Source organism: Johnsonella ignava ATCC 51276 (genome assembly GCF_000235445.1).
GTDB lineage: Bacteria > Bacillota > Clostridia > Lachnospirales > Lachnospiraceae > Johnsonella > Johnsonella ignava.
Window position 1 is genome coordinate 156,967 of sequence record NZ_JH378830.1, and the last position, 14,131, is coordinate 171,097.

Genomic DNA, 14,131 nt, shown 5'->3' on the forward strand with positions numbered 1-14,131 from the left:
TGTATTTCCTTTTTCTACGGAGAAGAGATAATCCACAAAATGGGAATCAGACGGATAGATCCTGATGAAGTAACACTGCAACCATTTCTCCTCAAAATAGAATAAGCCGGCGTCAAAGACCGACTTATCCTAAACCATTAACTCTATACCTATGAACACGCTACCCCTTAACCCATTAGGGCAGTGGAACTTAGTCTTTCACAAATGAAAGAAATGTATCCCAGTGTCCTGTTTTGCATGCGCAAAAATAAGAAACTGTAAGTAAAGTTTACATAAAAATCGCTATTTTTTTTAACAAAAATATTTTTACTTTCCTGCAAAAGTGGAAGTTTCTCGTTCAACTGGAAGTTACTTTTATAAACGGAAGTTAGATTTTCAATTCACCGTTATATATTACTACTATATATTATTATTGTTTCATACATTAAAGAGATTATTTTTCAAGCTCTGACATTAAATCTATTCTTGTTTTAAAAACTCCTCCTGAAAACCTGGAGTTTAAAAATGAGTCTACTATATCTACTGCAACTTCTTCTCCTATAATTTTCGCTCCGATCGCTATTACATGTGCATCAGTATGTTCCGCAGCCATCTTGGCAGAATAACTGTCAGCACATAATGCGGCTCTGATGCCCTTTATCTTATTTGCAGCCATTGAAATGCCTATTCCTGTGGCACATAAAAGTATGCCTTTATCAACCTCGCCTTTTAAAACGGCTTCTGATACAGTTTTAGCGGCAGCAGGATATTCAACTGTCTCACCGTTTGCAGCTCCGAAGTCGATAACCTCAAAGCCTTTAGATTTTAAATGCTCAAGTATTATATATTTTAATTTTGTACCTGCTGTATCATTTCCGATGCCTATCTTCATGATTACCTCCTTATTTAGATGAGTATGCTTATTTTAAAGAACTGCATAATTACAAAATAATATATACATGAAAAATTTAAGTATAAATTTATTTACAAGCATAGGATTATTAAGTATTAATAATCAGTTCTTATATTGCATATTTATTTTAACATATTTTAATAAGTTTGTTAATGCGGGAATATCGACTTTTATATGATTATAGATAGTAATTTATAAAAAATATGGAGGTTACATGATTTATAAAAATATAACAAAAAAACTGTACAAATATTATAATTATTGCTATAATATCATTAAGTATAGTTGCGGTATAAATCTGCTGTAGCGATTTGATAACCGGTATTTTATTGTTATATTATATTATTAAAATAAATATAATGATATATTATTTTATATAAACATAGAAATAATAATATATGTCAGGAGGTTAAGACAATATGGACGGTATTTATCTTGATAATGCGGCAACATCTTATCCTAAGGCTTCCGGTGTAAGCTCTGCAATGAAGTATTATATTGATGAAATAGGTGCCAGTATAAACAGATCAACTTACAGCTCGGCTTCGGAAACCGGCATGACTGCATTATCACTGAGGGAGAGGGCTTGCAGAATATTTAATTTTGATGATCCTACACATGTTATTATAACTTCAGGTGCAACAATCGGGCTAAATATGGTGATAAATGCTTATTTGAAGGATGGCGGTCATGTGATTATAAGCCCTCTTGAGCACAATGCGGTAATGAGACCTTTAAATTTGCTTGAAAAACAACATAGTAATCATACAGAATTTAAAACATATTTTAATGAATTTCCGTATACACTTGGTATAGACGGCAGCTATGATAGTCTGTCAGATCTTATAGGAGCTGATACTAAAGCAGTTATAATGCTTCATTCTTCAAATGTGAGCGGTGAAATATTTGATATAAATAAAATAGGAAGTATATGTAAAGAAAATGGAATTGATTTTATATTGGATGCAGCTCAGACTGCCGGGCATTATCCTATAGATTTTTTTAAATCCGGGATTAGTGCACTTATAGTGCCGGGGCATAAGGGGCTTATGGGTCCTCAAGGAATAGGTCTTATCATGATGGAAAAGGATTTTGCAAAAAGACTTTCACCATTTATATGTGGCGGTACCGGCAGTGCTTCTGAAAGTGAGTTTATGCCTGAGTTTATGCCTGATAAGTTTGAAGCGGGAACTCCGAATATACCGGGAATATATGGACTTGAAAAAGCTCTTGAATTTATAGAAAATACAGGTGTAAATACACTCTATAAGCATACGGATATGCTTTATAAGAGATTTATAACCGGTCTTTATAATTTAAAATTACAGGACCGTATAAAAATATTAGGAAAGGAGGAAAGAGATAACAGCGGAGTAATAAGCCTTGATTTTACAGGACTTGATAATGCACTTATATGCAGAGAACTGGCTTGCAGATACAGGATATTTACACGCTGTGGGCTTCATTGTGCTCCTAGAGCACATAAAACTTTAGGCAGTGGTTTAAGGGGAAGTATAAGGTTTTCATTTGGATATTATAATACGCCTGATGAGATAGACTATGCCGTAAAAGCAGTAGGCGATCTTATAACTGTGTAATTGTGTAAAAATTTAAGGAGAAATATGAGAGATGAAAAGTAAATTAATTGATCCTGTAATTATAGCAACGGGTTTTTGTGTAGGACTTGCTGCACTTGTTCTTACAAAGCTTGGAAATCCGGCAAATATGGGATTTTGTATTGCATGTTTTTTGAGGGATATAGCAGGTGCGATAGGTTTACATCGTGCCGATAAGGTTCAGTATATAAGACCTGAGATAATTGGACTTGTTCTGGGGGCTTTTGCACTGGCTTTAACAAATGGTGAATTTAGAGCAAAGGCAGGATCTTCACCTGCTACAAGATTTATAATAGGGATGGTTGTTGTGATAGGTGCACTTGTATTTTTAGGCTGTCCTTTAAGGATGGTAATACGTCTTGGAGGCGGAGATTTAAATGCAATAACTGCACTTGCAGGATTTATAGTTGGCATAGTTATAGGAATCTTTTTTATAAATAAAGGATTTTCTCTTAAACGTTCATATGATGTAAGTACGAGTGAGGGTTTTGTGCTTTCCGGTATGATGACACTCTTAATGATTTTATTTTTAACAGTACCGGCTCTATTTTTGCTTAGTAAGGAAGGACCAGGTTCAAAACATGCACCTGTACTTATATCTTTTGTGGTTGCTATTGTAGTAGGTGCACTTGCACAGAAGTCAAGGCTGTGTACAGTAGGTGGTATAAGAGATTTTATATTATTTAAAGATACAAGACTTTTATCAGGTTTTATTGTTATACTGCTTACTGTTTTTGTAGGTGATCTTGTACTTGGAAGCTTTAAGCCGGGTTTTGTGCTTCAGCCTGTGAGCCACAGCTCACATATATGGAATTTCCTCGGTATGGTCTTAGCAGGTTGGGGAAGTGTAATGCTTGGAGGCTGTCCGTTCAGGCAGCTTATACTTGCGGCGGAAGGAAATGGAGATTCTGTAATAACTGTGATAGGCATGGTTGCAGGATCTGCTTTTGCACATAATTTTAAGCTCGCCGGAAATCCGGATTCATTAAATGAGGCAAAACAGCTTGTGGTAGGAGGTATTTCAAATACCGGTAAGGTTGCGGTTATAGGATGCTTTGTTGTACTTCTTATAATATCATTTATTAACTTGCCTAAGGCACAGGATTAAATAGCCGGTAAGTTATAAGTTTGTATAGATGAAAGGATGGTAAGAAAATGGTAGATGCGAGGGGATTTTCATGTCCTATGCCTGTAGTAATGACTAAAAAAGAGATTGAAAAGACAAAGGCTGCACAGCTTGAGGTTATGGTTGATAATAAAGTATCCGTTGAAAATATTACAAGGTTTGCACAAAATATCGGATACAGTGTGGAGGTGGTTAAGGAAGGAGAGGATTTTAAACTTAAACTTAAGAAATGATGACTGTTTATTATATACAATCATTTTATATACAGGTCTTACGGGATTATTGAGTGTTTTATATATAAAAGCTATTTGGAGGTTTTAATGAAAGAGTATATTGCTACTTTTCATACACATTTATCAGCTATGATAACAGGAAAAAAGTTAAAGGAAAATAATATTGAATTTTTTCTTGAACCGGTACCTAGAAAATTATCGTCTTCATGCGGTACATGTATAAGATTTACATCACATAACTGTATGGAAGAACTTATGGACAGGGACTGTGAGGCTGTATATGAAGTGGTGCATAAACAAGGCAGCGAAGTTGATTATATAATGGTTTTAAATATAAGCTGATATACTGCTTTTAGTATGAAATGCTTATGATGAGCCTGTTAGAATACCGGAAGAGTTCCTTTAAAATATAAACTGTGTTATGTTTTAGCGTAACCCTTGTTTATATTATACCGGAAAACTTCCGGTATATTTATATCCTGAATTTTATTATAAATATAGTGAATGTAACGATTTATTTTTTTGATTAAAATAGATAAGGGCGGTGAAGTTTTGGTAAATAGATGTAGTGAAAAGTGTAATAAGTTTAGACAGGAGAAAATTACTATGAGAAAAATACTTATATATATACCATTTCTTTTGATAGCACTTTTTTTAACTTTTAGCAGGCAAATAATATTTGCCGGTAATAATAATGAAAAATATCTTCAAATTGAGTGTGGGGAATATAGAAATGATATTTTAGACTACATTCAAAACAACTGGATGAATTTTTTTGCGGATGAAGAGATAGAAGAGTACGCCGGTTCTGATATTGTAGTTGGGGAGCCGTATGGAGTATATAGTACTGATAAAGAAAAAATGGTGGCAACTAAGTTTCCGATTTATGTTAATGGAAAATGCGTACAGGTACTTGATGTATTTGAAGATAGTGATGGAAAATTAACATGGAGTTCAACCATTAGCGAAGATTTCCTGAAAGAAATTGATGAACTTAGACAAAAAGAAGGGAAATATAGATTTGAAACAAAAGATGACTCTAATGGCGGAGCTCCTACTCTTAATATTGTAAAAATTGATGAGACATTTCCAAGAAGTAATCAAGATACTTTATACTCTGATATTAATAAACCGATATTAAAAATAAAGGTAAATGATAGGGATGAAAAAACAGAATCAAAAAATGTTAATTATCCGACGGAAAAAAATATTACAAATGGATTATAAAGAAATACAAGGCTCGAATCATTGGTGTACTTCTTATGCAAAAGAATATATTCTATATCTCCAATCCTATTTTAAAAGGCTTAAGAACTTAAAATTGAAATTGGAATTGGAATAATAGATATGCTACAATAAAAATATAATTACTGTTCCGGTTTCAAGGCGGAAGGAGGCATAGATGAGAAAATTGATAATTCTTTTTATCATACCTGTTCTTTTGATAAGCTGTACTGATTTAGAGTCAATAAAGAATAATGACATTACAATTACAAAGACTGGGCATACTGAGCCTGCTGATAAAACTGAGCAGATTATTGATCCGGCAGGCGGTACAATAGAGAGTAGATTCCATGTTCCGGAAGGATTTGAAAGAGCTGAAGCTGAAAAAGGAAGTTTCGCCGATTTTATTCGTTATTATCCGCTAAAAAAATACGGCAGTCCGATCCTTTTGTTTGATGGGAAAGAAAGAGTAAATCAATCAAATCATGAAGCTGTGTTTGATATGAAGCTTGGTGAAAAAGATCTGCAACAATGTGCAGATTCTATAATGCGTATCTATGCGGAGTATCTTTATAAAACAGATCAAAAAGATAAGATCGCCTTTCATTTTGTCAATGGATTTCTGTGTGATTACAGACACTGGAGCGAAGGCTATCGGGTTGTTTTCAGTGATTCAGGAACAGCCTGGCAAAAACGTGGAGAATTTTTAGACAATGAAGAGACTTTTGAAAATTATTTAGAGATGGTTTTTGAATATGCCTCAACTCTTTCAATGGTGGAAGAAAGTAAGAAAATAGATATTACTGACATTCAGATCGGAGACATATTTATAAAAGGTGGGGCTCCGGGGCATGTTGTGATGGTGGCTGATGTTTGCAAAGACCGGAACGGGGACAAAGCATTTCTTCTGGCACAAGGCTTTATGCCGGCACAAGAATTTCATATACTTAAAAACCCGTCCTCGACAAACAGCTGCTGGTATAAAGTTTCTGAGATTGGTGATGAATTGATTGCACCGGAATGTCAATTTATGATAAGTGATCTTAGGCGGGTTGATTATTGTAAGTAGAATATATTGTTTTTATAGGATATGCTTTAATTTGAATTTCTTATTTTAATTTTATAAAAGCACTGATGTAATTATAATTTATTTCCGAAGAAGCAAACAAAGTCCCGGGTCGGCAGTTTAGCTAATCCGGGACTTTATTTGTATTTTATAGGGTAATATCCTGATAATTTGTTTTTTAATTACAAGATTTTCTTTTCTTAAAAAACTGAAAGATTAGTTGCTTTTTTCATCAGGAGTGTCTTTACTTTTTTTTCTGTTTTTAAATTTTTTACCGAAATGAAGCAGTATAAAGATGATTATAGCAAAAAACAGTATAAGCATTACTATTACAGGGCTTGAAACAATAATACCTATAAAAAGTTCAGTAAAAAACTTTCCTATATTTTTAAGGGTTCTTTTAAAGCCTGAAGATATCCTTGTACCTATGCCGGCATCAGATTTTGTCTGGTAATCCTTAACCTCAATGAGATTTATATCAACTGTGGAGTAGTCAACCTGGTTGTCATAATATTTAAGCTGTGAATTCATGCTTTCAAGCTCATATCTGACTTCTGACAGTCTTGCTTCTATAGCTATTACAGCGTCTACGTTTTCAGCCTTTTCCATTAATTCCCAAAGTCTTGACTGTTCAAGCTCAAGTGATTTCTTTTTGCTTTCAAGATCCATATATTGCATAGTTATATCATTTGTACCTACCGACTTATAGGTTTCGTTCGTATTTTTTTCAAGAAATGATATAAAATCATCGAGTTTATCGGCAGGGACCCTTGCAACGATTTCGGCAATTCTGGGAGATGAAGTATAGCCTTCATCAGTATATGAAGATGTATAAAGTGATCTGTTGCTTGTTTCGGAGCGTTCTATATAACCGCCGTAATTTTCTATTTCTGAATTTATGTCGGAAAGTATTTTGTCAAAATCCAGGGTTTCAAGGCGTAAGGATGCATTTTTTATAAGTTTTTTTGATGCAGGTACAGATATGTTCATATCTGCTTTGGCAGAATCTGTATTTTCATATGAATTTTTTTGCAGCTCATCTGCGGAACCTGTATAGTAGTTGCTTTTCGCTTCAGCTACTGCTGCAGTTTCCTCAACTGCCACTGCACTGTTTGCACCTGCCTGTTTTGATGAACATGCACATAATAAGGTGGATGCAGTGAGTATTGATATTAAAATAAAAGCTGTTTTTGAAATCTGATTAATGTAATCAGTTTTAGAATTGTTTTTTTTCATAAATATTCCCTCCGTAGCAGTTTTACCGGTTGTAGTGAAACTGTCAAAAAAGTGTCGGCAATTATAACAATTCTAAAATTTAAGAAACAAAAAGATAAAGTTTTAGAATTGTTAAAACCGTGCCGGTGTATTTTTTAAAACTGTAACAACCTACGTTAATTAAAGCAAATTATTATAATAATTTAATTTAATTATAGCATTTACAATATTTATAAGCAATTAAATAAGATTAAGATTTTATATATAATTATTAAAATAAAACAGAATATTTGTTTTATTTAAGCTGTAATTTATGACGGTATTTTGCCGATTATAAAGAGGACAGTAATATAACAGCTAAATAAAGAGATAGATGTAAATGCTCAAGTCATGTCAATAACGATGTTTAGTAAGAATGGTTGTAAGTTTAATCATGTATAAAATATTGGTAAAAATTTTTTTTCTATGCTATACTAAAGCGGCAAAGTCGTATATATAAAATTTATAAAACTACATACGGCAGGAATTTACAATATGTTAAAATTAATTAAATATCTAAAAAATTATAAAAAAGAAGCTGTTCTTTCACCGCTTTTTAAGTTTTTTGAAGCGGGGCTTGAGCTTTTAGCACCACTTATAATAGCAAAAATGATAGACATAGGTATTAAAAATGCCGATAAAACTTATATAATAAAGATGGGACTTTTGATAATAGTTTTCAGCTTTGTAGGTCTTGTCTGTGCCATCCTGGCACAGTATTTTGCGGCAAAGGCGGCAGTAGGCTTTTCTACGGGATTGAGGGATGATTTATTCAGGCATATAATGAGTCTTTCCATGAATGAAGCTGATAGTGTGGGAAGGGATACACTTATTGCAAGGGTAATAAATGATACTGATCAGATACAGATGGGTCTGAATCTTACATTCAGGCTTGTGCTGCGTTCGCCGCTTATAGTGTTCGGTGCATTGTTTATGGCATTTACAATAGACGGTTTTGAAGCACTTATATTTGCAGGCGTTATTTTGCTTTTATGTATAACAGTGGTGCTTATAATGTCAAAAAGTGTAATATATTATAAAAATGTACAAAAAAAGCTTGATGCCGTACTTGGGAAAATATCGGAAAATCTTGCAGGTGTAAGAGTCATAAGGGCTTTTTCGCAGCAGGAAGTACAGAAGGAGGAATTTAATTCTATATCAAATTCGCTTATGAGAGAGCAGGTATTTGCAGGGAAGCTTTCCGCACTTATGAATCCTATAACATATATGATTATAAATTTCGGGATTATAGCGATTTTATATACAGGAGCGGTGAGGGTTTATACAGGCAGACTTACACAGGGTGCAGTTGTTGCTTTAGTTAATTATATGGGGCAGATACTTGTTGAACTCTTAAAACTTGCAAATCTTATTATACTTATGTCCCGCTCATATGCATGTACTAAAAGGGTACTGGGCGTATTTGATATAAAAAATTCACTTATCGGAGGAGAGCTTGATCTGGGCGATGTATTTGACCGAGTTTATGGAAGTGATTATAAATATCATGATAAAGATGATAAAAATGGGGTATTTCCTCCTGTGATTGAATTTGATAATACAGGCTTTGTCTATCCTGAATCTGGGGCGCATGCCGTTGAGGGTATAAATTTCAGCATAAAAAGAGGACAGACAATAGGTATAATAGGAGCTACAGGTTCAGGGAAAACTACACTGATAAACCTTATACCCAGATTTTATGATGCAACTTCAGGAAGTGTAAAGATTGCAGGCAGTAATATAAAGGATTATACTATAGAATCTTTGCGTAAACATATATCTGTTGTTGGGCAAAAAAGCCTGCTTTTTAGCGGAACTATAAAATCCAATTTAAAATGGGGGGATTCGGATGCTGATGATGCACAGCTGGAACAGGCATTAGAAATTGCACAGGGTAAGGAAATAATAGATTTAAAGCATGACGGGCTTGAATCTGAGATTGAGCAGCTGGGAAGAAATCTTTCAGGCGGGCAAAAGCAGAGGATAAGTATAGCCAGGTCGCTTGTAAGAATGCCTGAAATTCTTATACTTGACGATTCATCTTCAGCACTTGACTATCTTACTGATTTTAAGTTAAGGAAAGCTATATCCGGGCTTGATAAAAATATGACTGTTATAATAGTCTCTCAGAGAGTTTCAAGTATAAAAAATGCGGATATGATAATTGTACTTGATGAAGGGCGTATAGCAGGGATTGGTACTCACGAAGAGCTTGTTAAATCCTGTCTGTTGTATCATGAGATATGCAGTTCACAGCTTTTTGAAGAAAATGCTGTGTAAGGCTGTGAGTAAGTAAGAAACACATTTTTAAAGCCTGAGATGTTTTTAATTGTAATTACAGATACGGCATTATATAAAAAACATATTTTAAAATAGTTTGGAAAATATTTAATGAAGGATAAAGTAAATACCGATAATTTTAAAAAAAGAAAAAACAGCGCTTACAATGCCACTATAAAGCGTATATTTATGCTTATGGCAAAACACCGCCTGAGATTTGCCGCAAGTATATGTCTTGCAGTTGCAGTGGTGGCAGCTACACTGCTTGTGCCGGTACTTACCGGAGAAGCGGTTGACAGTATAATTTCAGAAGGAAATGTTGACTTTGAAAAATTGATAAAAATAATTTTATATATAATTATACTTATGTTTATATGTGCAGTTTCAAGATATGCAATGGACGTAATAAATAATCTTATAGCATATGATATGCTGAAAGATATAAGAATCAAGGCATTTTCAAAGCTCCAGAAACTTCCGGTGGGATTTATAGATTCAACAAGCCATGGAAGTATAATCAACAGACTTATAAATGATGTAAATAAACTCTCTGAAGGACTTCTGCTTGGATTTACACAGTTTTTTACAGGTATACTTACAATAGTCCTTACTCTTATATTAATATTTAGAGTAAGTGCCGGAATAGGCATGGCAGTTGTGGGTCTTACACCGCTTTCAATGGTTGTGGCGTTTTTTATAGCAAAAAAGACACATACATATTTTAAAAACCAGTCGATATGTCAAGCCGATATGGCAGGAGTTGTTAATGAGATGATTGAAGGAATATCCTGTATAAAGGCATTCGGTACTGAATCTAAAATATGTAGAGTATTTGAAAGTGCTGATGAAAAATTAAGACAGTCCGCACTTAATGCTATATTCTTCCAGTCAATTACAAACCCGGCTACCAGATTTATAAATTCTTCGATTTATGCACTTGTCGGAATAGTAGGTGCATTGTCGGTTATAAAAGGCGGTATGAGTATAGGTCAGCTTGCTGCGGTGTTGAGTTATGCAGTACAGTATTCAAAGCCTTTTAATGAGATTTCGGCAGTATTTGCGGAACTTCAAAATTCAGTAGTATGTGCTTCAAGAGTATTTTCTATTATAGATGAAACCGAAGTGCCTGCTGACAGAGAATCTGCAGTTGAGCTTAAGAAGGTTTCAGGAAATGTAATATTAAAGGATGTGGAGTTTTCATATAATAAAGGCAGAGAGTTTATAAAAAATCTTAATATTGAAGCCGGGAAAGGCCAGCATATAGCGATAGTAGGTCCAACGGGTTGCGGGAAAACTACAATTATAAATCTGCTTATGAGATTTTACGAGATGGACTCGGGCGAGATGTTTATAGACGGAATTAATGCGATGAATATTAAAAGAAATTCTCTTGCAGGCTCATATGGAATGGTACTTCAGGATACATGGCTAAAATCAGGCACTATAAAAGAAAATATTGCCATGTCGAAGCCCGGTGCGGGGATTGATGAGATTAAAAGGGCTGCAAAGGAAGCCTATGCCGACGGCTTTATATCAAGACTTCCAAATGGTTATGATACAGTAATAGGTCATGACGGAGGAAATCTGTCTTCCGGAGAAAAACAGCTTTTATGTATAGCGAGGGTAATGCTCAACCTTCCGACTATGCTTATACTTGATGAGGCTACCTCATCTCTTGATACTATGACTGAGATGAGGATAAAAAAGGCATTTGATAAGATGATGGAACAAAGAACAAGTTTTGTAGTTGCACATCGCCTCTCTACAATAACGAGTGCGGATATAATACTTGTTATGAAAGACGGCAATATAATTGAGAGAGGAAAACATGAAGAACTTCTTAAGCTGAACGGTTTTTATTCACAGCTTTACAACAGCCAGTATGGTTAAAATATAGATTTGGAGGAAATTTTATGATTAAACTGTATAACAGTCCGGTGTATTTTATTGATAATGAGGTAATTATAGAAGATATTAAAACACCTGAATATAAAGGTGTACCGCTTGATAGAGATGAGGCAATAAAAGGAACTATCGCTTATTCATTGTTTAAGGCACATAATACCTCAAAAGATATGAAAAAACTTAAGCTTAAATTTGATGCTATGGCTTCACATGATATTACATTTGTAGGCATTATTCAGACTGCAAAGGCTTCGGGTATGACAAGCTTTCCGCTGCCTTATGTACTTACGAACTGTCATAATTCGCTGTGTGCTGTAGGAGGTACTATAAATGAAGATGATCATATGTTCGGACTTTCTGCCGCAAAAAAATATGGAGGTATTTATGTACCTGCACATATAGCGGTTATACATCAGTATATGAGAGAGGCGTTTGCAGGCTGTGCCAAGATGATTTTAGGTTCAGACAGTCATACACGCTATGGTGCACTCGGTACCATGGCGATGGGCGAAGGAGGTGGCGAGCTTGTAAAACAGCTTTTATGCGATACCTATGATATAAATTATCCTGAGGTTATAGCGGTTTATCTCGAAGGAAAACCCATGCCAGGTGTAGGACCGCAGGATGTGGCACTTGCCATAATAGGTGCGGTATTTAAAAACGGTTATGTAAAAAATAAGGTTATGGAATTTATAGGTCCCGGAATAGCCTCAATTGATACTGATTTTAGAAACGGAATAGATGTAATGACTACTGAGACGGCATGTCTAAGCTCAATATGGGAAACTGATGATGATACAAAAAGATTTCTTGAAATTCATAAAAGGGAAGATGAGTATAAACGGCTTCGCCCTCAAAAAGTCGCATATTATGACGGTATGGTACGTGTTGATATGTCAAAGATAAAACCTATGATAGCTTTGCCGTTCCATCCAAGCAATGTATATAGTATTGAAGAACTTAATTCAAATTTAGATGATATACTAAGAAGTGTTGAGGTTGAGGCAAAGAAGATAGGAGGCAGTGCAGGAGAGGAGTTAAAGCTTACTGACAGAATAATTGACGGAAAGCTGCATGTGCAGCAGGGAATTATAGCAGGTTGTGCCGGAGGCGGTTATACCAATATAATGGAGGCGGCATATATACTGAAAGATAAAAGCTGCGGTTTTGATGAATTTAATATGGCTGTATATCCTTCTTCACAGGCAGTATATCTTGATTTAAATAAAAAAGGGGCAATAACGGATTTAATGGAAAGCGGTGTCGTAGTAAAGACCGCATTCTGCGGACCATGTTTCGGTGCAGGAGATACACCTTCCCATAGGGGGCTTTCAATAAGGCATACTACGAGAAATTTCCCGAATCGTGAGGGTTCAAAACCCGGAGCAGGGCAGATGTCTGCAGTGGCACTGATGGATGCAAGATCAGTGGCGGCAACTGCAGCGGCAGGCGGTATACTCACGCCTGCGACAGATATTGACTATAAAGTGCCGGAGTATAATTATGATGATAGAGCTTATAAAAATAGGATTTACGTGGGATTTAAAAAAGCGGATCCTGAAAAAAAGCTGGTTTACGGTCCTAATATAAAAGACTGGCCGCTTATGGAGTCTCTTAATGAAAATATACTGCTTAAGGTATGCTCAAAAATACTTGATGAAGTTACTACAACTGATGAGCTTATACCGTCAGGAGAAACTTCCTCATACCGCTCAAATCCTTTGGGACTTGCACAGTTTACGCTTTCAAGGCGTGATCCTATGTATGTTGGCAGGAGCAGTAAGGTTTATGAGCTTGAACAGGCAAGGGTTGCCGGTACTTTATGTGATGTCGAAATTGAACATGTATTTAATGAGATTAAAAAGATTGACCCTAATGCAGATTTTAAAAATACTGAAATAGGCAGTGTAATTTATGCTAAAAAACCCGGAGACGGTTCGGCAAGGGAGCAGGCGGCAAGCTGTCAGAGAGTTATAGGGGGACTTGCCAATATAGCATCTGAATATGCAACTAAAAGATACCGCTCAAATCTTATAAACTGGGGCATGCTGCCTTTTTTGATGAGTGAAGCGCCTGAATTTGAAGTAGGTGATTATATTTATATAGGTCTTATAAAGGACATTCTAAAAACGGATATGGCAAATATTAAGGCATATGTTATAGGCGAAAAAAAGGATGTTTACAGTATAAATTTAAGCATCGCACCTATGACTGAAGAAGAAAAGCAGATAATAAATGCCGGTTGTCTTATAAATTACAATAAAAACAGGATTAAAGCTAAAAATAAATAGACAGGTTTAGTGTGAACGGTAATTTTATCATTATTTGTGATGGGGTCAAAAGCGGTGAAATATAGATTAACAGGTCTTAATAAGTTGGAATTAAATATCGTAGCCGCACCGGCTTCTGAGTATATTTAAAATCGGATGTTTACTGCTTTCACAATAATTTCATTTATGATTTATTGCTTTATTGATTGTAAACTATTATAATGTAATAAGTTCGGGTTTAATATGTTATTTCATGGGATTTTAT

At 35.0% G+C, this 14,131-nt stretch carries 11 protein-coding genes; 9 read left to right on the forward strand and 2 right to left on the reverse strand.

Annotation, left to right across the window (positions count from 1 at the left end):
- Positions 1–433: 433 nt before the first annotated feature.
- Complete coding sequence (rpiB, locus tag HMPREF9333_RS03215; protein WP_005539750.1) at positions 434–871, reverse strand: ribose 5-phosphate isomerase B; 438 nt, start codon at positions 869–871, stop codon at positions 434–436.
- Between the two features lie 440 nt (positions 872–1,311).
- Here rpiB and HMPREF9333_RS03220 point away from each other — a divergent pair, with 440 nt between their 5' ends.
- The 6 genes from HMPREF9333_RS03220 to HMPREF9333_RS03245 all read left to right on the forward strand — a co-directional run bounded on the left by HMPREF9333_RS03220 (position 1,312) and on the right by HMPREF9333_RS03245 (position 6,160).
- Positions 1,312–2,490 (forward strand): aminotransferase class V-fold PLP-dependent enzyme, encoded by a 1,179-nt coding sequence (locus tag HMPREF9333_RS03220; RefSeq protein ID WP_005539751.1) that lies wholly within the window; start codon positions 1,312–1,314, stop codon positions 2,488–2,490.
- A 31-nt stretch (positions 2,491–2,521) separates the two neighbouring features.
- Complete coding sequence (gene yedE, locus HMPREF9333_RS03225) at positions 2,522–3,616, forward strand: YedE family putative selenium transporter (protein ID WP_005539752.1); 1,095 nt, start codon at positions 2,522–2,524, stop codon at positions 3,614–3,616.
- 47 nt (positions 3,617–3,663) lie between these two features.
- On the forward strand, positions 3,664–3,867 hold the full coding sequence (locus HMPREF9333_RS03230) for a sulfurtransferase TusA family protein (RefSeq protein WP_005539753.1): 204 nt from the start codon (positions 3,664–3,666) through the stop codon (positions 3,865–3,867).
- Positions 3,868–3,954: 87 nt separating this feature from the next.
- Positions 3,955–4,209: a DUF3343 domain-containing protein gene (locus HMPREF9333_RS03235; RefSeq protein ID WP_005539754.1), complete on the forward strand. Its 255-nt coding sequence runs from the start codon at positions 3,955–3,957 to the stop codon at positions 4,207–4,209.
- 264 nt (positions 4,210–4,473) lie between these two features.
- The gene (locus HMPREF9333_RS03240; RefSeq protein ID WP_005539755.1) at positions 4,474–5,094 is read left to right on the forward strand and encodes a hypothetical protein; all 621 of its coding nucleotides are present in this window, start codon (positions 4,474–4,476) and stop codon (positions 5,092–5,094) included.
- A gap of 175 nt (positions 5,095–5,269) precedes the next feature.
- Complete coding sequence (locus tag HMPREF9333_RS03245; RefSeq protein WP_005539756.1) at positions 5,270–6,160, forward strand: DUF4846 domain-containing protein; 891 nt, start codon at positions 5,270–5,272, stop codon at positions 6,158–6,160.
- 213 nt (positions 6,161–6,373) lie between these two features.
- Here HMPREF9333_RS03245 and HMPREF9333_RS03250 read toward each other — a convergent pair whose 3' ends face one another.
- Complete coding sequence (locus HMPREF9333_RS03250; RefSeq protein WP_005539757.1) at positions 6,374–7,393, reverse strand: DUF4349 domain-containing protein; 1,020 nt, start codon at positions 7,391–7,393, stop codon at positions 6,374–6,376.
- Between the two features lie 513 nt (positions 7,394–7,906).
- Between HMPREF9333_RS03250 and HMPREF9333_RS03255 the strand changes: the two genes are divergently transcribed.
- The 3 genes from HMPREF9333_RS03255 to HMPREF9333_RS03265 all read left to right on the forward strand — a co-directional run bounded on the left by HMPREF9333_RS03255 (position 7,907) and on the right by HMPREF9333_RS03265 (position 13,887).
- Entirely contained in the window at positions 7,907–9,691 is a 1,785-nt protein-coding gene (locus tag HMPREF9333_RS03255; protein ID WP_005539758.1) for an ABC transporter ATP-binding protein, read from the forward strand.
- A gap of 111 nt (positions 9,692–9,802) precedes the next feature.
- Positions 9,803–11,581: an ABC transporter ATP-binding protein gene (locus HMPREF9333_RS03260; RefSeq protein ID WP_005539759.1), complete on the forward strand. Its 1,779-nt coding sequence runs from the start codon at positions 9,803–9,805 to the stop codon at positions 11,579–11,581.
- 23 nt (positions 11,582–11,604) lie between these two features.
- Complete coding sequence (locus HMPREF9333_RS03265; RefSeq protein ID WP_005539761.1) at positions 11,605–13,887, forward strand: hydratase; 2,283 nt, start codon at positions 11,605–11,607, stop codon at positions 13,885–13,887.
- The last annotated feature ends 244 nt before the right edge of the window (positions 13,888–14,131 follow it).

Bases quoted from the DNA above. Each gene is read 5' to 3' on its own strand.
- HMPREF9333_RS03240 (WP_005539755.1), top strand. From the start codon at position 4,474: ATGAGAAAAATACTTATATATATACCATTTCTTTTGATAGCACTTTTT.
- yedE (WP_005539752.1), top strand. From the start codon at position 2,522: ATGAAAAGTAAATTAATTGATCCTGTAATTATAGCAACGGGTTTTTGT.
- HMPREF9333_RS03245 (WP_005539756.1), top strand. From the start codon at position 5,270: ATGAGAAAATTGATAATTCTTTTTATCATACCTGTTCTTTTGATAAGC.
- HMPREF9333_RS03255 (WP_005539758.1), top strand. From the start codon at position 7,907: ATGTTAAAATTAATTAAATATCTAAAAAATTATAAAAAAGAAGCTGTT.
- rpiB (WP_005539750.1), bottom strand. From the start codon at position 871: ATGAAGATAGGCATCGGAAATGATACAGCAGGTACAAAATTAAAATAT.
- HMPREF9333_RS03250 (WP_005539757.1), bottom strand. From the start codon at position 7,393: ATGAAAAAAAACAATTCTAAAACTGATTACATTAATCAGATTTCAAAA.
- HMPREF9333_RS03260 (WP_005539759.1), top strand. From the start codon at position 9,803: ATGAAGGATAAAGTAAATACCGATAATTTTAAAAAAAGAAAAAACAGC.
- HMPREF9333_RS03235 (WP_005539754.1), top strand. From the start codon at position 3,955: ATGAAAGAGTATATTGCTACTTTTCATACACATTTATCAGCTATGATA.
- HMPREF9333_RS03220 (WP_005539751.1), top strand. From the start codon at position 1,312: ATGGACGGTATTTATCTTGATAATGCGGCAACATCTTATCCTAAGGCT.
- HMPREF9333_RS03230 (WP_005539753.1), top strand. From the start codon at position 3,664: ATGGTAGATGCGAGGGGATTTTCATGTCCTATGCCTGTAGTAATGACT.
- HMPREF9333_RS03265 (WP_005539761.1), top strand. From the start codon at position 11,605: ATGATTAAACTGTATAACAGTCCGGTGTATTTTATTGATAATGAGGTA.